General features: G+C 60.9%; 21 protein-coding genes and 1 pseudogene. 12 read left to right on the top strand and 10 right to left on the bottom strand.

Annotation, left to right across the window (positions count from 1 at the left end):
• Positions 1-56: 56 nt before the first annotated feature.
• Entirely contained in the window at positions 57-512 is a 456-nt protein-coding gene (locus ACA062_RS13615) for a carboxymuconolactone decarboxylase family protein (protein ID WP_497456840.1), read from the bottom strand.
• A 215-nt stretch (positions 513-727) separates the two neighbouring features.
• Here ACA062_RS13615 and ACA062_RS13610 point away from each other — a divergent pair, with 215 nt between their 5' ends.
• Together ACA062_RS13610 and ACA062_RS13605 are read left to right on the top strand one after the other, a co-directional pair.
• Positions 728-1336, top strand: a complete 609-nt coding sequence (locus tag ACA062_RS13610) for an FMN-dependent NADH-azoreductase (protein WP_497456839.1) — start codon at positions 728-730, stop codon at positions 1334-1336.
• 15 nt (positions 1337-1351) lie between these two features.
• Entirely contained in the window at positions 1352-2191 is an 840-nt protein-coding gene (locus ACA062_RS13605) for an alpha/beta fold hydrolase (protein WP_497456838.1), read from the top strand.
• Between the two features lie 105 nt (positions 2192-2296).
• Here the strand turns inward: ACA062_RS13605 and ACA062_RS13600 are convergent, their stop codons facing one another.
• Entirely contained in the window at positions 2297-3490 is a 1194-nt protein-coding gene (locus ACA062_RS13600; RefSeq protein ID WP_497456837.1) for a patatin-like phospholipase family protein, read from the bottom strand.
• Between the two features lie 276 nt (positions 3491-3766).
• On the opposite strand from ACA062_RS13600, the gene pdxR reads away from it, so the two are divergent.
• Together pdxR and ACA062_RS13590 are read left to right on the top strand one after the other, a co-directional pair.
• Entirely contained in the window at positions 3767-5185 is a 1419-nt protein-coding gene (gene pdxR, locus ACA062_RS13595; RefSeq protein WP_497457414.1) for a MocR-like pyridoxine biosynthesis transcription factor PdxR, read from the top strand.
• A 101-nt stretch (positions 5186-5286) separates the two neighbouring features.
• On the top strand, positions 5287-5892 hold the full coding sequence (locus tag ACA062_RS13590; protein ID WP_497456836.1) for an LOG family protein: 606 nt from the start codon (positions 5287-5289) through the stop codon (positions 5890-5892).
• A gap of 151 nt (positions 5893-6043) precedes the next feature.
• Here ACA062_RS13590 and ACA062_RS13585 read toward each other — a convergent pair whose 3' ends face one another.
• The 5 genes from ACA062_RS13585 to ACA062_RS13565 all read right to left on the bottom strand — a co-directional run bounded on the left by ACA062_RS13585 (position 6044) and on the right by ACA062_RS13565 (position 9646).
• Positions 6044-6526 carry a cupin domain-containing protein gene (locus ACA062_RS13585; RefSeq protein ID WP_497456835.1) on the bottom strand — a complete coding sequence of 161 codons (483 nt, stop codon included), beginning with the start codon at positions 6524-6526 and terminating at the stop codon, positions 6044-6046.
• A 239-nt stretch (positions 6527-6765) separates the two neighbouring features.
• Positions 6766-7182, bottom strand: coding sequence for an organic hydroperoxide resistance protein (locus ACA062_RS13580; protein ID WP_150766847.1), 417 nt, complete (start codon positions 7180-7182; stop codon positions 6766-6768).
• Positions 7183-7647: 465 nt separating this feature from the next.
• Positions 7648-8019, bottom strand: coding sequence for a hypothetical protein (locus ACA062_RS13575; RefSeq protein WP_497456834.1), 372 nt, complete (start codon positions 8017-8019; stop codon positions 7648-7650).
• Positions 8010-8516, bottom strand: coding sequence for a DUF2269 family protein (locus tag ACA062_RS13570; protein WP_497457413.1), 507 nt, complete (start codon positions 8514-8516; stop codon positions 8010-8012). Before ACA062_RS13570 ends, ACA062_RS13575 begins: the two co-directional genes overlap by 10 nt.
• Positions 8517-8518: 2 nt before the next feature.
• A complete protein-coding gene (locus tag ACA062_RS13565; protein ID WP_497456833.1) occupies positions 8519-9646 on the bottom strand; it encodes a saccharopine dehydrogenase family protein in 1128 nt (375 codons plus the stop codon).
• 223 nt (positions 9647-9869) lie between these two features.
• On the opposite strand from ACA062_RS13565, the gene ACA062_RS13560 reads away from it, so the two are divergent.
• Both ACA062_RS13560 and ACA062_RS13555 read left to right on the top strand, forming a co-directional pair.
• On the top strand, positions 9870-10271 hold the full coding sequence (locus ACA062_RS13560; protein WP_497456832.1) for a hypothetical protein: 402 nt from the start codon (positions 9870-9872) through the stop codon (positions 10269-10271).
• 472 nt (positions 10272-10743) lie between these two features.
• Positions 10744-11046 carry a DUF7693 family protein gene (locus ACA062_RS13555; protein WP_497456831.1) on the top strand — a complete coding sequence of 101 codons (303 nt, stop codon included), beginning with the start codon at positions 10744-10746 and terminating at the stop codon, positions 11044-11046.
• Here ACA062_RS13555 and ACA062_RS13550 read toward each other — a convergent pair.
• Together ACA062_RS13550 and ACA062_RS13545 are read right to left on the bottom strand one after the other, a co-directional pair.
• Positions 11030-11266, bottom strand: a pseudogene (locus tag ACA062_RS13550) (glucarate dehydratase); the annotation flags it as partial. The gene ACA062_RS13555 and the pseudogene ACA062_RS13550 sit on opposite strands and share 17 nt — an antisense overlap.
• 159 nt (positions 11267-11425) lie before the next feature.
• A complete protein-coding gene (locus tag ACA062_RS13545) occupies positions 11426-12316 on the bottom strand; it encodes a LysR family transcriptional regulator (RefSeq protein ID WP_497456830.1) in 891 nt (296 codons plus the stop codon).
• Between the two features lie 91 nt (positions 12317-12407).
• Here ACA062_RS13545 and ACA062_RS13540 point away from each other — a divergent pair, with 91 nt between their 5' ends.
• From ACA062_RS13540 to ACA062_RS13515, 6 genes are all read left to right on the top strand, one after another.
• The gene (locus ACA062_RS13540; protein ID WP_497456829.1) at positions 12408-13850 is read left to right on the top strand and encodes an aldehyde dehydrogenase family protein; all 1443 of its coding nucleotides are present in this window, start codon (positions 12408-12410) and stop codon (positions 13848-13850) included.
• Between the two features lie 13 nt (positions 13851-13863).
• The gene (locus ACA062_RS13535) at positions 13864-14850 is read left to right on the top strand and encodes a dipeptidase (protein ID WP_497456828.1); all 987 of its coding nucleotides are present in this window, start codon (positions 13864-13866) and stop codon (positions 14848-14850) included.
• A gap of 103 nt (positions 14851-14953) precedes the next feature.
• Positions 14954-16507 carry a BCCT family transporter gene (locus tag ACA062_RS13530; RefSeq protein WP_497456827.1) on the top strand — a complete coding sequence of 518 codons (1554 nt, stop codon included), beginning with the start codon at positions 14954-14956 and terminating at the stop codon, positions 16505-16507.
• 26 nt (positions 16508-16533) lie between these two features.
• Complete coding sequence (locus tag ACA062_RS13525; RefSeq protein ID WP_497457412.1) at positions 16534-18252, top strand: hypothetical protein; 1719 nt, start codon at positions 16534-16536, stop codon at positions 18250-18252.
• A 1-nt stretch (position 18253) separates the two neighbouring features.
• Positions 18254-18979: a DUF3726 domain-containing protein gene (locus tag ACA062_RS13520; RefSeq protein WP_497456826.1), complete on the top strand. Its 726-nt coding sequence runs from the start codon at positions 18254-18256 to the stop codon at positions 18977-18979.
• A gap of 32 nt (positions 18980-19011) precedes the next feature.
• Positions 19012-19386 (top strand): RidA family protein, encoded by a 375-nt coding sequence (locus ACA062_RS13515; RefSeq protein WP_497456825.1) that lies wholly within the window; start codon positions 19012-19014, stop codon positions 19384-19386.
• A 66-nt stretch (positions 19387-19452) separates the two neighbouring features.
• Here ACA062_RS13515 and ACA062_RS13510 read toward each other — a convergent pair whose 3' ends face one another.
• On the bottom strand, positions 19453-20673 hold the full coding sequence (locus ACA062_RS13510) for a helix-turn-helix domain-containing protein (RefSeq protein WP_497456824.1): 1221 nt from the start codon (positions 20671-20673) through the stop codon (positions 19453-19455).
• Positions 20674-20715: the final 42 nt, after the last annotated feature.

Raw genomic sequence — 20715 nt, 5'->3', positions numbered from 1 at the left:
CCAGGCGTTGACGCCTGGCGAAACCGGGTGGTCGTTCTACCGACCGAAGGGTTATCTCAAGCCTGGTTGGCAGCCGCGGGTTTCGAACGGAAGGTCACGCCGAGGCGGTTAAAGGCGTTCATCAGACCGATCGCATACGTCAGATCAGCCAATTCCTTATCGCCGAACTCGGCAGCCGCAGTCTCATAATCAGCATCGGGAACGCCGGTTTCAGCGACACGGGTTACGGTCTCCGCCCAACTCAGTGCCACACGTTCGCGCTGGCTGAAGACTTCGCCCGCGTCATGCCACACCGGCACCAGCACCAGCTTGTCCACGCTCACGCCGAGTTTCAGCAAATCGCGCGAATGCATGTCGATGCAAAATGCGCAGCCGTTTATTTGCGAAACCCGCAGATAGACCAGGTCGATCAGTTCGTGGGACAGACCACTGTTTTGCAGATAGACGTACACGCCGCCAAACGCCTTGTAACCCTCGGGAGAAGCTTTGGAGTAGTCGATACGGTTACTCATGATGAGTCCTTGTGTTTGCTGGATAAGGGACGCCATCGTGCTGCCTCTTGGCCTATTTGGTAAGGTCCATGATCGGTGTTCCTATCTGGGCCATGATCATTCCGAGCCTTGGGATCATGGACTACAAAGGAACTCCATTCATGGACCTTTGTGATAGGTCATAAGCTGCATAAAGTGATTCCCCTCACATCAGCACGTTCAGCAACGGGTGAATCATGAAAATCCTCCACGTCACTTGCAGTCCTCGCGGGCAAGCTTCCGAGAGCTACCGCCTTGCACAAAACATCATTGGTTACTTACTCGATAGCACCCCGACGGCAACCGTCATCAACCGGGTGGTGGCGGGTGATGCCATTTCCCAGGTCGATGAGGATTACGCGATTTCCCAACAGTCGTCCGCAGACGTTTCACAAGCAGGTTCTCTCGCCCGCTCGGAAGCGCTGATCCAGGAACTGGAAAGTGCCGATGTGGTGGTCATCGGCACCCCCATACATAACTTCACCGTACCCGCCGCACTGAAAGTCTGGATCGATCACGTCGCTCGCGTTCGCCGCACTTTCAATGTCGGCGCGCAGGGTAAAACCAGCCTGCTGCGCGACCGTCCGGTGTTTGTCGCGGTGGCGTCGGGTGGCAGATTTTCCGGGGTGAACCCGCGTCAGCCGGATTTCCTGACGCCCTATCTGACCGCCGTACTGGGCATGATCGGGCTGCATGCACTAACGTTCTTCTCGGTGGAAGGCACTGCCTTGGGGCCGGATGCCGTCGTGGAAGCCAGGCGCAAGACAGACCAGGTGCTACACGCGTATTTTTCTTCGAATCGATGACCGATGGAGAACACCATGAACCGACTGTTGGCTGTCGCCTTGCTGTGCACCGCCTTTTCGATGGCCTACGCCGCCGAACGCTGGGAAACACTTCCAGCCACGCCCCAGGTCACGACAACCGCTAAATCCGACTACTTGAACGTAAAAGGCGCCAAGTTGTTCTACAGCGTTGTCGGCCAGGGGTCGCCCGTCATCCTGTTACACGGCGGCCTGGCCAACTCCGACTATTGGGGAAACCAGGTCAAGGTCCTCGCGCCTCATCACCGCGTGATCCTGCTCGACAGCCGTGGCCATGGTCGCAGTGGCCGGGATACCCAGGCCTTTGGCTATGACTTGATGGCCGATGACGTCGTTGCGCTGCTGGACCATCTGAAAATCCCCAAGGCTGACGTGGTGGGCTGGAGTGACGGCGCGATCCTGGGGCTGGATCTGGCGATACGCCACCCTGATCGCGTGGGGAAAATATTCGCCTTCGCCGCCAACTCGACCACCGATGGCGTCATTGCCGGCGTTGAAAAAAACCCGACCTTTGCCGCCTACATCGACCGTGCCGGGCAGGAATACAAGAAGCTGTCGCCGACCCCGGACAAATATGACGAGTTTGTCGAGCAAATCAGTCATATGTGGGGCACACAACCGGCCTGGAGCGATGCCGACCTGAAGACCATAAAATCGCCGGTGCTGATTGCCGATGGCGACCACGATGAGGCGATCAAACGCGATCACACCGAGTACCTGGCCGCGACCATACCCGGCGCCGGCCTGGCCATTCTGCCCAATGCCAGTCATTTTGCGTTCATGCAGGCACCCGCTGACTTCAACGCGATCATGCTGAACTTTCTGGGGGAAAAATAACCAGGCGCATTGCTCCTCACTGCAGCGCTGGCCGTTGCAGAGAGAACACTGTTCATCCATACGCGCTGAATAAACCCGGCGGCGCTGCAATGACTCATAGGACAGTCAGAGGACCGGGCCCGGCGGCAACTTATGCCACGGATAGCCCTTCGCGCCGAGTTGAAAGGCGTATTCGAATAAACGCTTCATGTACTCGCCATCGAACTTATGATTTCGGGAAAAGCAAAAATCGGCGCCGATATACGCAAGATTGAAGTCCGCCCCATCCTGCTTCGCCATCCGGTAGATCCGATCCAGGTCGCTGACCCCCTGGGTTTGAATCAAGGCACTGATGGCTCGACCACCAATGCTCAATGTACGGCGCTTCGTCCCGGACCACTGCGGGGCCAGCTTTCCGTTGCGAATGACATAGAAATGACGTTCGTTGCGCACAGGTGCCCCCGGGACTTTGTTCATCGCCATCACGGTGCCTGGCGGGTACAGGAACATCTGCGTGATGACACCGCCATCCACGTGCATTTCCTGGAACAGTTTGCCATCGACTTCCACATCGATCATCACCGGTGAAACTGCGCCGGGAATACTCATCGATGCGACCATGATGTTGCGAAAGAGCTCGAGCGCTCCCGGCGCCTGGCTGGAGGCAATCGTGCCCATGTTCCAGGTGACTGGCCGCGCTGAATCCAGGTCAGTCGTGCCGATCATCAAAATTCGACCTTTGGCATATTCCGCCGCGATCTGCGCAAGGACCTCGGGCGTGATGTATTTGGCAATCAGCCGCGACAGTGGCTTGCTGTCGGCTATTCCGTCGCTGGCAAGACGCGCCAGGACATTGCGCGAACGGAAAATGTCTTTCGGGCCGACTGCGTTGGAGATGCGCTGAATGACCGCATCGTACTGCGGCCCCAGGAAAGCGAACGGGGCGACCAGGGCGCCGGCGCTGATGCCGGTGACGATCTTGAACACAGGACGACTCCCATGCGTGGTCCACCCTGCAATGAGCCCCGCCGCAAAGGTGCCCGCGTCGCCACCACCGGAAATTGCCAGCATACTGGCCAGCGGCAGGATGGTGTCTGCCCTGCCGCTTGCAACGAGCGCCTCATGCTCTCTCTTGTTGGCCGCAATGGCATCCTGGATGAACGGGCTCAGATCCTGGTCCAGCCAGTAGCGAGCATTGGGAATGCCCGGTATAACGGCTTTTTCCGTTAACGTCGGTGGCACGGCGTCGCGGCGTTGCAGGCACGCCTGAAGCAACATGTTGATGGTTGAGGCACCGGGTCTGAGCTGGAACGGGTTCAAAACGCCTCCTCCGGCCCCTGCATTCGACAGAGAACGCGCTCATCTTGTTATTCGGTGAAATGTCCTTACCGGTGGTGCCCGAGATGGCTGCATGCAAGCCGACTGCGACACCTATTTGAACGTCCAGTCGCTTATCTTGCGCTCCTTTACGAGAGAAACAAATAAGCTGACCGCGTCCCGACAGGTCTGGGCAACCCGCTTGCAATGCAGGCCATCGTCGTCTGCCGTGATGCCGGATGTCCCGGTAAAAAAACAATGAGCACACTGTCCGCAGCCATGACCCATCAAATCAACAACCTTTCCCCCCTCGACCCCGCCTCCCCGGAGCCTATTTACCGGCAAATCTACTGGCGGTTCCGCGGTGCGATTACGGATGGCTTGCTCACACCAGGCGAGCGGATTCCCGCGGCCCGGGCGCTGGCCAAGGAACTTGGCCTGGCGCGAGGGACCATCGACACCGCCTATTCACTGCTGACCGCCGAGGGCTACATCCAGTCCCGCGGCCAGGCCGGCACGGTGGTGGCGCCGGGCATCAACGTCAGGGCGTCTTCGTCCCCTACAGAGCGAACATCCGGTTCGGTGGGAAGCGCCTCCATCAGGCACAAGGCGCCGGTCCTGCCGTTTCAAATGGCCCTGCCCGCGCTGGACGCTTTCCCACGAAAAATATGGGCGCAAATCGGCGCACGCTGCGTGCGTGCCACCCGAATCCCGGACATGGCCAACCCGTCGGTCTATGGGCTGGAATCACTGCGCAGCGCGATTGCCACCTACCTGCAGGTGGCACGGGGCATTACCTGCTCGCCCGCTCAGGTGTTCATCACCTCGGGATACCGCAACACCCTGTCGCTGATCGCTTATGCGCTGCTTAAACCCGGCGATCGCGTGCTCGTTGAAGACCCCGGCTACCTGCCGACCCGCCAGTTGCTGGAGCATCTGCAGATGGAAGTGGCCCCGGTTGCGGTCGATCAGGACGGCATGCGTGTCGAAGACGCGGTGAGCAATTCGGCACGGGCGCGTGCGGCAGTGGTCACCCCGGCCCATCAGAGCCCGTTGTGCGTGTCACTGTCGCTGCCGCGACGCCTGCAGCTACTGGAGTGGGCGAGCCGCGAGCAAGCCTGGATCGTCGAGGACGATTACGACGGTGAGTACCGCTACATCAGCCGCCCGCTGCCCGCGCTCAAGAGCCTGGACCGCGAGGGTCGGGTGCTCTATTGCGGCACCTTCAGCAAGGTGCTGTTTCCTGGCATCCGTCTCGCCTACCTGGTTGTGCCGCCGGCGCAGGTCGAACGCTTCGAACAGGTCAGCCAGATATTCCTCGGCGGCTGCCCGGAACTCACCCAGGCCATCGTCGCCACGTTTGTGACGGAAGGTCATTTTGCCCGGCATATCCAGCGTATGCGAAAACTCTATGGCGAACGCCGGGAGATGACTGCGCGGGGGCTCAGGAAAGCCCTGGGTGACAAGATCCGCATCGATGCGCAACCGGGTGGCATGCACCTGATCCTGCGATTCAAGGAACCACAGTCCGATCGCTTGCTGGTCGAGCGTCTGCAGCATGCCGCAATTTATGCAGAAGCCCTGAGCGACTGGAGCATCCAGGGCCAGGCCAATTCCGCGCTGCTGCTCGGGTTCGCCAACATCGACTGCGAAGACAGCGCCGAACAACTGGGAAGGCGCATTCTCGAGTTGATGTAATGCAGTGGATCATGGCCCACTCCGACAGCCGGTTCTTGGACCTTTCTCGCCCGCCCGACGGATCGCATCATCGGTGCTTGCCATCCACCGGGAATCATCCGATGTCCACGCCTTCCCCGCTTCGCAGCATTGCCGTTTTCTCCGGCTCCAACCACGGCTTCAACCCGGCGTATGCCGAAGGGGCCAAGGCCCTCGGCCGGGAAATCGCCAAGCGCGGCATACGCCTGGTCTATGGCGGCACCGACAAGGGCTTGATGGGGGTGATGGCCGATACCGTGCTCGCCGAAGGCGGTGAAGTGGTCGGCATCATTACCGATCTGTTGTTCGGACTCGGCCACCTTCACCCCGGACTGACCCGGCATGAAGTGACGCAAGACATGCGCAGCCGCAAGACGCGCATGAGTGAATGGGCCGATGCTTTCATCGCATTGCCTGGCGGATTGGGGACCTTTGAAGAACTGTTTGAAGTCGCCACCCTGACGCAATTGGGTGAACACCGCAAAGCCGTCGCCTGCCTGAATATCAGCGCTTTTTTCGATCCGGTTCGCAGCCTTCTCGAGCATGCCGTGAAAGAGGGTTTCATGAAAAGCGAACACAGCCAGATGCTGATCTTCGACACCGATCCGCCTGCCCTGATCGATGCGCTGGAGCAGTGGCAGGCGCCGACGGTCACCAAATGGATTACAGCGTCGCAAGGCGTCAATTGAAACGCAGAACCTGTGGGAGCGAGCTTGCTCGCGAAAGCGGAGTGTCAATCAAAACAGATGTTGAATATTAAATCGCTTTCGCCGGCAAGCCGGTCTCACTCCCACAGGACCTGCGTTTAATCGACTGGCATAGGTTGCCAATCGCCGTCGCTTACTTCGACAACTCTACAACCGGCACGCCTTTCTTCACGATATAGGTCGCCAACTCCGACGCCTTGCCCGTACCGACGTTCTTCGCGACATGCGCAGTGCCCGCAGGGATGTACAGGGAGTCACCCGCCTTGAGGGTGACCGGCGGCTGCCCCTGGAGTTGATACTCAAACGTGCCCTCCAGGACGTAGGCGACTTCGACCCCGGGATGAGTATGCTTGGGCGATGACACACCCGGATCGATATCAACCCGAACCTGGATCACCTCACGCCCGGAAACATCCAGGTCGCGCTGCAACAGATCCGTGCGGTGGATCCCGGTTTGCCAGCTTTTGGCCGGCTGCGCGCCTTGGCTGGCTTCGGTGGGAGCCTTTGATTCTTGAGCTTGAGAGACGCCGGCGAAGGCGGCGAGCGCCACGCTGGCGGCCACGGCGAACAGGCCAGCGGTAGCGCACAAGTTGCTACGGACGTTGATACGGGACATCGCATTTCTCCAGGGAATGCACGGCAAGGCCGCGCCAGGTTTGCCGCGGATGCGGTGGCTCTATTGGGAGGCCACCGTGTATCGCGCAAGTGTCGCGCAACCCATGGATTTGTATGCGAAGGTAGCTGTCGACGGGGTGGATACGTACAGATACAAACGAGTGTGGCGTTTAGTTTGTCTGCCATCAAACCATCACAAGGGCAGAGGGTCGGCCTCACCCTTGTGATGAAAGCTCAGGTTCAGGCCAGGTTGATCTCGACCTCGATATTGCCCCGCGTGGCCTTGGAGTACGGACACAACTGGTGGCCTTTATCCACCAGCTTGCGGGCCGTTTCCTGGTCCAGGCCGGGCAGTTTGATGTTGAGGCGAGCCTGAAGCAGGTAACCGCCCGCATTGGTACCCAGGTCAACTTCAGCATCGATGCTCAGGTCAGGCGGAAGCTTGACCTGCATTTCGCGCGCCGCCACCTGCATCGCACCAATGAAGCAGGCGGACCAACCGGCGGCGAACAACTGCTCCGGATTGGTGCCGTCGCCCGGGCCGCCAGGGGACGAATGCTTGACGTCGAGACGGCCATCATCGCTGCGTGAGGCGCCGTCCCGTCCACCCGTGGTGTGGACTTTGGCGGTGTACAGTACTTTTTCGAGCTGGGACATGATGATCTCCTGATGGAAAAGTGTAAAAAATCGCCTTTAACGCACATCCGCTCAAAGTCGCCTGAGTCGGTGGTGTTTAAAGACGTCGATTACGCGCACTCAGGTGAATCGCAAAGCTCGCCTGCTCATCTGATCAGGCTCGGGTTTACCTCCTTCGTGAATGGATCTCTCACTATAGTTGCTGTGAGTGCATCTATCGGGTTGCCAGATGGTGTCTGCAGGACTTGTGCCTGGCACCATCCCATAGGGAATTGCGGGTGTCTGCGAGATTTGTGCCGGGCACCGGGCCAATGTGGGAGCGAGCTTGCTCCGGGCGGCGTTCCGACGATAGCGGCCTGTCAGGCACTGCGATGTTGAATCTGCCGTCGTTTTAGTGTGGGACATCGAACCTGGTGGCAACATCCTCGGGCTTGAGCTGACGACCATTGGCTGAAACCGATTTTGCGGAAAATCCAGCCAACTCGATCACCTGCGCGGCGAGTGCTTGCGCGCCAGACGCTGCAGCCAGTTCCCACCATTGGCACGCTGACATTCCTCTTCGGAATCGAACTGCACATGGGCCGAGACCGGACTAACCGGAACCTGGGCTTCAGCTAACGCCTGAGCAGTCAGTTCAACCATGCGCCCACCCTGCCCGCTCGCCAATGCCTGATCCTTTTGCGCCTGAGTCTCGAAGACCCAGACCACCCTCAGGCTGGAAGGAAATTCGCTGTAATCGATCGCGTGGGTCAACCAGGTGAACCCGACCAATTCCGCCTTGGCCGTCTCGCAGGCCTCGGTCAGCGTGGCGACCAGGAGCCGTTCGATATGCGCTTGCTCGCGTTTGCTTAAACCCATGGCTGAATCCCCAACATCCCGACCATTTGCCCCAGCGTCATTTTTGTCACCATCATCATCACAATCACGAACATCCCCGTAAAACCGATTACACCCATCCAGAACCATCTGTTGTAAACCGACCGATACTCATCATTCAGATCCTGCCCTGTGTCGACCGCACTCAACGCCATGACATGAAGTCGCTTCTGTAACACTAACACCGGAAGCCAAAGCGAACCGACGCACAGGAAGATGATCAGCGAGGTCAGAATCCATTCCGTAGTCAATGGCAGTCCGGACAGTTGCATCAGCAGGTAGCCGGTCGCGATCTGAATCAAGCCGGCCGGCGTGGTAATCCAGGTGTCGAACCGCACGACCATTCTGGCCACGTGGGCGATCACTTGAGGGTTGGCCGTGCGGCTGGCCGCGATCAAGTACAGGTAGGAGCCCATGCCGAATCCGAACAGGAAGATCGCGGCGATGACGTGGAGGTATTTCAGGCACAGGTAGAGCATGTTCAAGACTGCTCGTCAGAGAAGTGTACGGACAGGTGCAGATTTGCCGGATCGTTGATGGCGGCCATGTACTCGTCGACACTGATTTCGCCCACGCAGGCTCGGGCACCGGTTTCAGGACAGTAGCCCTGGACGATTTTCGCCACCAGGGCCACGGCCGCACAGCTCGGAATTTCCGGCCCCTTGTCATTACTGGCCGTCAGTTGCGCGGTCATGGACAGCGGTTTTCCATCGCCTCCCTGCCCTTTGACGTCGATGTACATCGCACTTTTACCGTCGCCAAAACGCTCGAACCGGGTACCCCAGCGATGCAAGCGTGCCGCCCAGAGCGCAGGGTCACGAACCAGACCGACTCTCAGCGCCCCGGCAAGTAGATAGTTGGCCACACCTCCGAGTTTGAGGCCCGAACCAGCCTTGAAACTCAAGGTCCTGACACCGTAGCGACCCGGGAAAATATCCATGTCCGGCACGTCTACATTGGCCAGTACCCGTGTCCCCAGCTGCGGCATTTTACGCAGGGTAAGGTCCTGCCAACCCGACACTTCATGCACCTGGCCGTTCTTGAGTTGCTTGATGGGCTTGCCGGCGTAGGCCAGAACGCCTTCGACAGTGGACAGACCCGGCATCTTGGCTGAAGAAGAAATGCCATGCTCGATCGAGTCGATGCGCTGAAAACGGTGGCGATACTGATCGATGATGGCGGATGACAGCGTCGGCACCGAACTGCAGCCGCTGAGAATGACAACGCCTGCCTGCTTTGCGTGTGCATCGAGTGCATCAATGCCATTCACGAAGGTGCGACAGTCCGCCAGGTCGCAGTAATTCACCCCGGCGTCGATGCAGCTTCGTGCCACGGCATAGGGTTGCCTCTGAAACGGGCCGCCGGTGTGGATCACCCACTCAATGCCCATCGCTCGCAGTGTGGCGGTGAACGCAGGGCCCATGGCATCACCACACCAACTTTCACAGACTCGGCCTGACCGGGCTTGCAGCTCATCGACCTTGCTCAATAGCTTGTATGAGTCACGCCCCGAGATCACCAACGCTATGCCCGGCATCGCGATCAAATGCCTGCAAACGATGCTGCCAAAGTTTCCGTAGCCACCGACCACCATCACCCTGAGTGTCATTCGCCCCATCCCTGAACCATTCGATCATGCAACCTGCCCGCCCCGGATGGGCCCGAAGGAGCTTCTCCGATATCGGCTGACCAGGCAAACAAAAACGGTACGGCGGGCAAAACCATCCATTGCCGGCGTCGATAGTCACCATCAACCCAATGAAGTTCTCTTAAAAACTCCGGGGCGTAACATCAGCTCCATACCAAACAACTACACCCCGGAGCACACCACCATGAAACGCCAAATCTTCCTCAGCATCGCTTTCTCGGTTTTTGCAGCTAACGCTTTTGCCGCTACCTCTGCTCACCCGGTTGTCGCTGAAGGCGGCTCGGATCGTCTGATTGAAAGCCGTATGGCTGAGGGTGGTTCGGATCGCTTGATCGAAAACCGCGTGGCGGCTGATGGTTCGGATCGCTTGATCGAAAACCGCGTGGCTGCCGATGGTTCGGATCGCTTGATCGAAAACCGCGTGGCTGCCGATGGTTCGGATCGGTTGATCGAAAACCGCGTGGCGGCTGATGGTTCTGATCGTTTGATTGAAAACCGCGTGGCGGCTGATGGTTCGGATCGCTTGATCGAAAATCGCGTTGCCGAAGGTGGTTCTGATCGTTTGATCGAAAGCCGTGCGGCGTAAATGAATGGTTTTACCGCGACACTCAACGAAAAACCCGGCCTCGTCTGCCGGGTTTTTTTATACGTGCAATAACCCGCCATTCAAGGGCTGCCCGGGCGATCGCCAAGATCGCCGCCTTCGGTATCGACACAATCACCTGCAAATAGCCAGATTGGGAAATCACCAAACCTGTAGGAGCCGGCTTGCTGGCGAAGGCGTTTTCATGGGCGCTGCAAGGCTTTAGGCCGCCTTCGCTGCGGTGCGGCGATCCGACAAGCCAGCTCCTACAAGGATTCGCGAAGACCTGCTGAACTCAGGGTTGAACACGGTCGGCCTAGGAGCTGCCGAAGGTTCGGGTCGCGTTCGGACGATCTTTTGATCTTCACGTGATGGCCTCAACAGAAACGCGTTCATTCAGATAAAAACGCGTTATCGTTTACGACCATCGCGAGCAAGCTTGCTCCTACACCACCCCCACCCGACGGAGACACCCGTGACACCTCTTACCGCCCGCGAGGTTTACCAGTCATTGCGCGATGCCTCCCTGGGCATTCGCCCTTTGCAGCGCCTCGGCGAACAGTCCGGGCCTGGCCTGGTGCAGGTCGATATCGAGGGCTGGCGCCTGACCCTCGACGTCGACGGCAACCACCTGCGTCACTGCCAGCGCTGCCAGAGTCCGGACGGCCGCGAGGGCGTGTTCGACAGTTGGCAACGCACCGACCCCGTCAGTTTGCTCAGCACCTGGGAGCTGGCGCAGATCGAGCGCCTGTTGGCTGAACTCAAAACCGCGGTTTGACCGCCTTCCACTCCGGCTTGTAACGCTGCATCTGCTTCACGTCATCGCGCTGGCGAATGCCGCAGGTCAGGTACTGGTCATGCAGTTTGCCCAATTGATCGTGATCCAGTTCCAGTTCCAGCCCCAAGCCCGGTGCACGGGTGATCTTCACGCAACCGCCGACGATCGGCAGCTTGCCGCCCTTGATCACCTCTTCATCCGGCTCCTGCCAGGGGTAATGGGGTACGCCATCAATCCTGCAGGCCAAAACCCGTCCCGGTAGGAGCTGCCGCAGGCTGCGATCTTTTGATCTTGATCTTCTCGACATCGCCAACAACCAAGATCAAAGGATCGTCCGAACGCGGCCCGAACCTTCGGCAGCTCCTACACCGTTGTGTATTTATGTGGCTGTCATGTGCATATTCGCCTTCAGAAAGCTCATCAACTCGGCCGCCGCGGGTGACAGGCTGTGGCCTTTGCGGCACAAGATACCGATCTGCCGTTCCACTTTCGGCTCTGAAAGCGGCAGAAACACCAGCTGTTCATTGCCCTGGGGAAACGCCAGGGACGGCAGTGTCGTGATGCCAATGCCTTGTTCGAGCATTGCGATCAGCGAAATCATGTTGGAGACGAACAACAGACTGCTCTCCAGCAGCCCCGCCGCCGCGGTACCTTCAAGCAAACGCGAGGTGCCATTGCGCACCAGCGGATACGCCAGCAGGCTGGACCAGTGCAAGGCCCCGTCGCCCATCGCGACCAGCGGGTGATCATGGCGACAGACCACACCGACCTGGTCACTCAGGATCGGCAGGAACTCAATGCTCTCATCGGGCAGCCAGACGCTGCTGATCGCGAAGTCCACCTGCCCCTGGAGCAACAGCTGCCGCACGCTGTCGGCGTTACCGTCCTGAATGCTGATCTGCAGCTTCGGATGCTCACTGACAAATCGCGCCAGCAAGTGCGGCAGCAACCGACTGGCCACCGACGGCACCGTGGCGATGCTGACCTGACCGATTTCATGCTGCGCCAGCAAACTGACTTCCCGGGCGATCCGGTCGTGGTGCGCCAGGAGGTCCTGGAACAGCGGCAAACAGTGCTCGCCAAAAGGGGTCAGCTCGGTTTTACCGCCTTTTTCGAACAGCGCCTGGCCCAGTTTCTGTTCCAGCTCACGCACCGCCAACGACAGTGCCGGTTGCGTGCGATAGGCCTTTTTAGCCGCGCCATGAAAGCTTTTCAGCTGCGCGACCAGCACGAAATAGCGTAATTGGGTGATCTTCAGCTCGGGCAACACGGTAAGTTTTCCTTATCAATTCATTTTTATTATTAATTTTTATTTGCAGATTAATACTCTCATGATGGGAACCACGCAATCGGAGGTTCCCATGGCACTGCAACCCTGCAAGAACTACATCGCTGGACACTGGTGTGACGGCCAGGCCGTTATCGCCAACCACAGCCCATCGGATGTCAAAGACATCGTCGGCCACTATCACCAGGCCAGCGCCGGACAAACCCTGGACGCCATCGCTGCAGCCCGTGAGGCTCAGCCACTGTGGGCCGCCACTGGCCTGGAACAGCGCCAACAGGTGTTGATGGCCATCGGCAACGAGTTGATGGCGCGCAAGGACGAGCTGGGCCAACTGCTCTCTCGCGAAGAAGGCAAACCGCTTGCCGAGGGTATCGGCGAAGTCAATCGCTCTGCCCAGTTCTTCCATTACTACGCCGCCGAAGTGCTGCGCCAGATGGGCGAGACGGCCGCGTCGGTGCGCCCGGGTATCGAGATTGAAGTGCAGCGCGAACCGGTCGGTGTGGTCGGCATCATCACCCCGTGGAATTTCCCGATGGCGACCGCTGCCTGGAAGATTGCCCCGGCCCTGGCCTTCGGCAACGCCGTGGTGTTCAAGCCGGCCAACCTGGTGCCGGCCAGTGCCTGGGCCCTGAGCGAAATCATCAGTCGCCAGGCCCTGCCGCCTGGCACCTTCAACCTGGTCATGGGCACTGGCGGTGTCGTCGGCGAAAGCCTGATCCAGTCGCCGCATATCGACGCGCTGACCTTCACCGGCTCACTGGCCACCGGACGCCGGGTCGCGGTTGCCACCGCCGGCAACCTGGTGCGCTGCCAGCTGGAAATGGGCAGCAAGAATGCGCTGGTGGTGCTCGATGACGCTGATCTGGAGATCGCCGTCGAATGCGCACTGAACGGTGCCTTCTTCGGTACCGGGCAAAAATGCACCGCCTCTTCGCGGCTGATCGTCTGTGACGGCATCCACGATCGATTTGTTGACGCATTGATTGCACGCATGCGTCAGCTGAAGGTCGGCCACGCCCTCGAACACGGGGTGCAGATCGGTCCGGTGGCCGAAGCCCGCCAACTGGAACAGAACCTGCAATACCTGCAACTGGCCGCGGACGAAGGCGCCACCCTGGTCGAAGGCGGCGAGCTGCTGGCACTGGAGCCGGCCGGGCACTACATGCGCCCGGCACTGTTCATCAAAAGCCATAACGGCATGCGCATCAACCGCGAAGAAGTCTTCGGTCCGATTGCCTGCGTGATCCGGGTCAACGACTACGAACAGGCCCTGGCCGTATTGAACGACACCGAGTACGGCCTCACCGCCGGGATCATCACCCAGTCGCTGCGTCATGCCAGCGATTTCAAACGCCGCGCCCGCACCGGCTGCGTGATGGTCAACCTGCCCACCGCCGGCACCGATTACCACGTGCCGTTTGGCGGGCGCAAAAACTCGAGCTTCGGGCCGCGCGAGCAAGGGCAATACGCCCGCGATTTCTACACCGTGGTCAAGACCACTTACGTGCGTCCCTGAATCGGAGATCGCCATGCACGACTTATTGATGATCGATGGCCTGCAATACTCCAACTGGGACGAAGAGATCTTTCGCCAGATGCAGTCCGGCGGCCTGAGTGCGGTACACGCCACCATTGCGTACCACGAAAACGCCCGGGAAACCCTGTCGCGAATCGGCGAATGGAACCGGCGTTTCGAGACTTGGCCCGAACTGATTCGTCCGGTGCGCGAGGCGGCGGATATTCGTCTGGCCCATCAGGAAGGCCGCGTCGGGATCTTCTTCGGCTTCCAGAATTGCTCGCCCATCGAAGACGACATCAGCCTGGTGGAAATCTTCCGCCAGCTGGGCGTGCTGATCATGCAGCTGACCTATAACAACCAAAGCCTGCTGGCCAGCGGCTGTTACGAAACCGAAGACAACGGCATCAGCCGCTTCGGCCGCCAGGTGATCCGCGAAATGAACCGCGTCGGGATGCTGATCGACATGTCCCACAGCGCCGAGCGCAGCACCCTGCAAGCCATCGAGCTGTCGAGCCGGCCGGTGATCGTGTCCCATGCCAACCCGTCGAGCTTCCACGCCGCCAAACGCAACAAATCCAACGCGGTACTGCGCGGCATCGCCGAGTCCGGCGGCCTGCTCGGTTTCAGCACTTACCCCTTCCACCTCAAGGGCGCGTCGGGCTGCACGCTCGAGGCGTTCTGCGACATGGTCGCCAATACGGCGGACTTGATGGGTGTCGAACACATCGGCATCGGTACCGACCTGTGCCAGCAGCAACCCCTGGGGGTACTCGAGTGGATGCGCAACGGGCGCTGGAGCAAGGACAAGGATTACGGCGAAGGCTCGAAGGACAACGCCAGCTGGCCGTCACCCCTGCAATGGTTCCGCGACAGCCGCGACTTCCCGGTCATTGCCCGGGGCCTGCAAGCCCGCGGCTTCGCCGACGACGAGGTGCGCAACATCATGGGACTCAACTGGCTACGCCTGCTGGAAAACGCCACCACCGCACAACACTGACGCCTGATATCAACCGTGAGGACAGCATGAAAAACAACAACAGCGTCCCGTTCATCTCCCCACCCGGCGATGGACAGCCTCAAGCGCGTATTTTGGAGGCATCATGAAAACCACCAGCACCTTGCAAGTCGACAGCCCGCCGCTGAACCTTGCGCCGCCGAAAAAAGACATCGACTGGCCGCTGTTTCTCATCAGTGGCGGCTTCCTCGGTGCATTCCTGATCGCGGCGCTGATCGACATCGATGGCGTGTCGACGCTGGTGAACACGCTGTTCGCCTGGTCGACCAAATTCTTCGGGCTGTACTGGCAGATCCTGATGCTGTTGACCTTCGCCGTGAGCCTGTTCATCTGCTTCAGCAAATGCGGGCGGGTCCGACTCGGCGGCGTCGACCAACGCCCCGACACCAGCACCTTCAACTGGATTGCGGTGATCATGTGCGCCCTGCTCGCCGGCGGTGGCGCCTTCTGGGCCGCGGCCGAACCGATGATGCACTTCGCCAGCCCGCCACCGCTGTTCGCCGGGGTGCAACCGCACACCGAAGCGGCGGCCCATGCCGCACTCGCGCAGTCCTTCGTGCACTGGGGTTTTCTCGCCTGGGCCGTGCTGGGCAGCCTGTTGTCCATCGTGTTGATGCATTTGCATTACGACAAGGGCCTGCCACTGGCACCGCGTACGCTCCTGTACCCATTGCTCGGCGAGCGCGCGCTCAAAGGCCCGATCGGCACCCTGGCGGACGCCACTTCCATCATCGCCGTGGTCGCCGGCACCATCGGCCCGATCGGCTTCCTCGGCCTGCAAATCAGCAGTGCGTTGCATTCGGTCTGGGGCATTCCCAATGACCTGATGGTCCAGTCGATCACCATCGTCCTGGTCACGGTGATGTACACCACGTCCTGCCTGGTCGGGCTCAAGGGCATCCGCTTCGTCAGCGAAATCAATGTCTGGCTGATGATCGGCCTGGCGATCTTCATGGTCGCGTTCGGGCCGACGATGTTTATCCTGGGCGGCTTCCCGTCGGCGTTCGCCCTGCACCTGGAACAGTTCATCCCGATGACGCTGTTTCGCGCCGATCCGAAATGGCTCGACTGGTGGACGGTGTTCTACTGGGGCTGGTTCATCGGCTATGCACCGATGGTCGCACTCTACGTCGCGAAGATCTCCCGTGGCCGGACCATCCGCGAAGTGATCATGACCCTGTCGATCATCGCCCCCATCGTGACCATGTTCTGGTTCACCGTGGTCGGCGGCACCGGCATCGGCCTGGAACTGCAAACCCCCGGCATCGTCACGGCCAATGGCGCACAACCCGAAGCCCTGTTGCTGGGGGTGACGCAAAACCTGCCGTTGGGTGGCCTGGTCTCCGCGCTGTTCCTGTTCCTGAGCTTCATCTCGGTCGCCACCAACGGCGATGCCATGGCGTTCACCGTAGCGATGGCCATGTCGAGCAATGACAAGCCGAAAAAATGGTTGAGAGCCTTCTGGGCCATCGGCATGGGGCTGGCCGCGGTCGTGCTGATCACCATCGGTTCCGGCGGGGTCACGGCGCTGCAATCCTTTATCGTGATCACCGCGGTCCCGGTGTCGCTGTTGATTTTGCCGTCGCTCTGGGATGCGCTGCGAATCGCCCGGCACATGGCTCGCGAACAGGCTGTCTGATGATGAATAGTTCAGGAATCGCAATGATGTCACCCTCCCGTCCAGATGCTGCCGAACAACCGACCCTGCGCCCCGCGGCCCAGGTCATGGACCTGGATCGGCTGGGCAGTCACTTTCAAAGCCGGCTGAGTTTTGTGCGCAGCAGCATGCGGCGCATGATGAATGAGCAGTGGCGCATCCAGCGCACCTGCTTCGACCTGGATGCCGAAGGCTTTGGCACCGCCATCTACCGCATCGACACCGCCAGTGCGCACTATCACTGCGTGATTTTCTCGAATTACCTGCCACCGGAAAAACGCAGCGACCGGGTGATCGCCGATCAGTGGGACGTCAGCTTCGTCCTGCTCGCCGGTGATGTCGATGGGCAGCAGCTGGCCGATCTGCGGCGCAACGTGCCGTTGCAGGAAGCCGGACGCTTCGATGCCCGGGTGCTGGTGCTGTCGCGGGCCAACCGCAGCCTGCGCAACTTCGAGCGTTTCCTCGGGGCGCTGGCCGAAGGCTGTCAGCCAGACCCGCGGCAACTCGCCGAGGTGGGCTACCTGTATCGCACCACCGCCGTGTATGGCAACGGCAAGTTCGGCATCGCCGACTTCAGTTGCCTGCAAGGCAATGCCGACTTCACGCAACCCTTCAGCGCGCAGATGTTTACCGTGTATTTGCTGCGGCATTTCAGCATCGAGCAAATCGAACACATGGCCCGGGCGCGCAACCCGCAACGGGCCGTCGGCCTGGACATTGCCCTGCAACGTTACCTCGGGGTCGGCAATTCCACGGGATTGGGGATGGCGCCGTTCCTGATCAATCACCCGCAGTTGGTCAATCAATGGCTGTGGGCCAGGGAAACCGCTCTGGCACGGGTCATGGCGCAACCTGCCGATCTGTCCCGGGTGCAGCACTTCCAGGCGCTGATGCAGCGCGCTCGCCAGCACCTGGCGCAAACCACCACCGATGACCCACGCCAAAGCGCTATCGACCGGCAGACCCTGGCCGATCTTGGGCAACTGGCCAAGTGGTTCGACGGGCAGCCCGCCAGTGGCGACCTGTGGCCGCGGGTGCAGGCCTGGGCCGAGAGGCACGGCGGCAACGGTTGCCAGGAATTTCTGGTGAGCCTGCTGCTGGAGCTGTACCCCGAACAGGTCGATCCGCTGGCCGAGCTCATGTCGGTCAAGGAAGGCTTTCGACTCAATGCCGAGATGCCGCTGGATGAGTTGTGCGAACTGATAGAGAGCCGCTACCGCTGGGCACTCGACTATGACCTGAGCGCGGCCGAGGCCAACCATTTCTTCTGGTATCGCTCGGCGGAAAAGGAGGAACCGCGTCTGGGCGAGCGCGCCATGGAACCGGGTGCCGAAAAGGAAATGCAGCTGGGCATTGCGCACAACATTCAACGCTGCCACCGCGCCCTCTCGGTCTACCGGGAACAGCATCCGCAGCAACTGACCGCGCATTTCCTGCTGGCCCAGCCGCAGTTCAAAGGCACCGTCTGCCGCTTGCAGGGCATGGACCGCTGCGCCTATGGGGAAATCCGCGCCAACCTGATGGACCGCAGCATGCTGCCGATCCACCTGCTGCGCTGCAAGCTGGCATTCTTCGGTGCCGGCAAGTTCGACCCCAAGTCCAGTCGCTGGGTACGCATCACCCTGTTCCAGGGCGCGCCCCTGGTCAGCGAAATTGGCCAACCCTTCAGCGATGACTGGAATTTCGCCGTCATGCCCCCACTGGCAACCGCTGCCGGAGAACTCTGATATGCGTGTCTCGCTCAATGAAATCCAGGTGATCTGCCGCAAGGCCTTCGAAGGCATCGGCTTTGCCCCGGGTGATTGCGACGACGCCGCCGAGATGATCGCCTGGCTGCAATTGCAGGGGCTCGACGGTATCGGCGCGCTGAAAAAAGCCCTGGCCTTTCTCCACGATGAAGTCGATCGACCGTTCGATACCTGTTACGAAGATGCCGCACAACTGACCCTCGATGCCCACGGCCAAAGCGTCTTGCGCTGCGCCGCCCAGGCCGTCGAACTGGGCGTGAGCAAGGCCCTGCGCGGCGGCAGTGCGCAGGTCCGGATCCGCCACTGCCACAACCGCCTCCTGCTGCTTGGCTACCTGGCGCGCTGCGCCGATCAAGGGCTGAACTTTTGCGTCTACTGGCGCGACGCTCGCCAGGAACTGGTCGCCACCCTGGCCGCCGGGCAAAGTACGCCGTCCTTGCGGGTGTACGCGTTGCCACCCTCTGCCCGCAGCGACGAGCAAAGCATCAATGTGTTGATCTCGCGGCACTTCACCCTGCTGCCACGGCTCAGCGCCGAGGACACGGATCCCGGCGACCCGCCGCTCCTCACCGGCCAGCTCGCCGGCGGCCTGGAGGTCGACGACGAGGTCTGGGTCATGTTGAAAAAACTGGGCGAACAGGTGCTGGTGGAAAGCACCGAAGAATCCCGACGCCGCGGTGCCGGCGAAAGCAGCGACGCCCGCTGAACATCATTAAGCCTGCTGTCAGGAAACCATCGATGAAATACGCCATCAACACCGATCTCTTCGCCTCGCGCGCCCCCATGGAATGGGCGGTGGTCGGCAACGGCACGCTGTACACCGCGCAGATCCCCATCGACCGCCAGGGCCAGGTGGTCACCGGTGGCATCGAAGCGCAGGCCCGGCAGACCCTGGACAACTTGCGCCATACCCTGGAGGCCGCCGGCAGCTCGCTGGATGCCGTGACCCAGGTGCTGATCTACGTCACCGACCGCAGCTACCTGGCCACAGTGAACGGGCTCTACACCGAGTACTTCCAGGCGCCCTACCCCAACCGAGCGGCCGTGGTGGTCGCCGGGTTGGCCAGGGAGGAGATGCTGGTGGAACTGGTGGTCTACGCGTGCATTGATTGAGCAGGTTCGGCGTCTCATCTGGGACGCCGAACCGCCCTCACCTTGCCACTGTCGATGGCGTTCATCCTAGTCACTCGGCAGTGGCGCCGGGAGTAACAAGGTCGTCGCGAAACCCGGGATCGGCGGGGTCATCCAGCGCCGCGCCCGCCCACGCCCGAATGCCTGCACCTTGCCCGCCGCCGCCAGCGCCTCGAGGGTGCGCTGCACGGTGCGCTGACTGGCGCCAAGGACCAGCGCCAGGGCGGAACTCGACCATGACTCGCCGTCGGCGAGGAAGGCGAACACCGCGGCAAACTTCTCATCGACCGGTGGCGCCAGCACCACCACGTCGGTGGATACCAAAGGCACCAGGGCAAATCCGCGCGGGGTCGCCATCACACCGGCCAAGGGTTTGAGGGCCGCCCGCAGCCGGCCGATTTCGACGCGCAACCGGGCGCGATGGGATTCGTCCGTCAGTTTCAAGCGAAAGGCACCGGCGATCAGCGCTTCGCGCGACACATCACCGGGCCAGGTCTCGGCCATCATTCTGGCCAGGGTGAACAGCACGGGACGGGTGGCGAGGGACACCGACATGCCGGCGCCGCGTACGCTGTAACGACATGCATCCACCACCAGTGACGTTGAGCCGAGCAGCGACTCAACCTCATCCAGCAACAGGGGCCGCTCTTCACCCTGGACGATCAGGCGCGCGGCGGGCGTGTCGAGCATGAGCGCGGCGTTTTCGACCTCGGCGGTCAGCGCCGGAATAGCGGCCACTTCGGCCGCATGCCTGGCCCGTGCCAGGGCATTGTGCGCCGACTGCGACTGCAGGCGGCGAATGGCAATCCCCGCCACCACCAGTTCATGGGCGGCGCGCAACACCGGGGGTAGCGGTGCCGGATCAAGCGCGGCAAGCAAGACTTCTGCCTCATCGAGCCGGCCGATCAACAACAAGCGCCGGATCTGCAGATAGCGCGCATGGGCTGCGTTGACCCGATCGCCGTGAGCCTCGAGCGTCACCCGCGCCGCATCGAGGGCCTTCACCGGCCAACCCAGGTCCCGCGAGGCCAGCGCGATCTCGGCCTCGGCGACCACACACCGCGCCCGGGCCACCGCCTCTTTCGGCCCAAAGGCCCGCGCCGCACTTTTCACCAGCGCCCTGGCCCGCACCAGATCGCCGAGCTGCGCCATCGCGATGCCCCGAAGGGCGAGCGCCGGCGCGTCGTCGCGCAACGCCACCCGGTCCAGCGCCCCGAGCGGATCACCCGCCGCCAGCGCGCGCGCCGCCGCAGTGATCAATGAATCCATGTGCAGTGCGCCATAGCTGTCACTCCCGACGAGCGATACCCG

The sequence above is a fragment of the Pseudomonas sp. LBUM1679 genome, from assembly GCF_059695565.1.
Note: the sequence above shows the minus strand (reverse complement) of the source record. Positions and strands in the feature narration are given on the sequence as shown.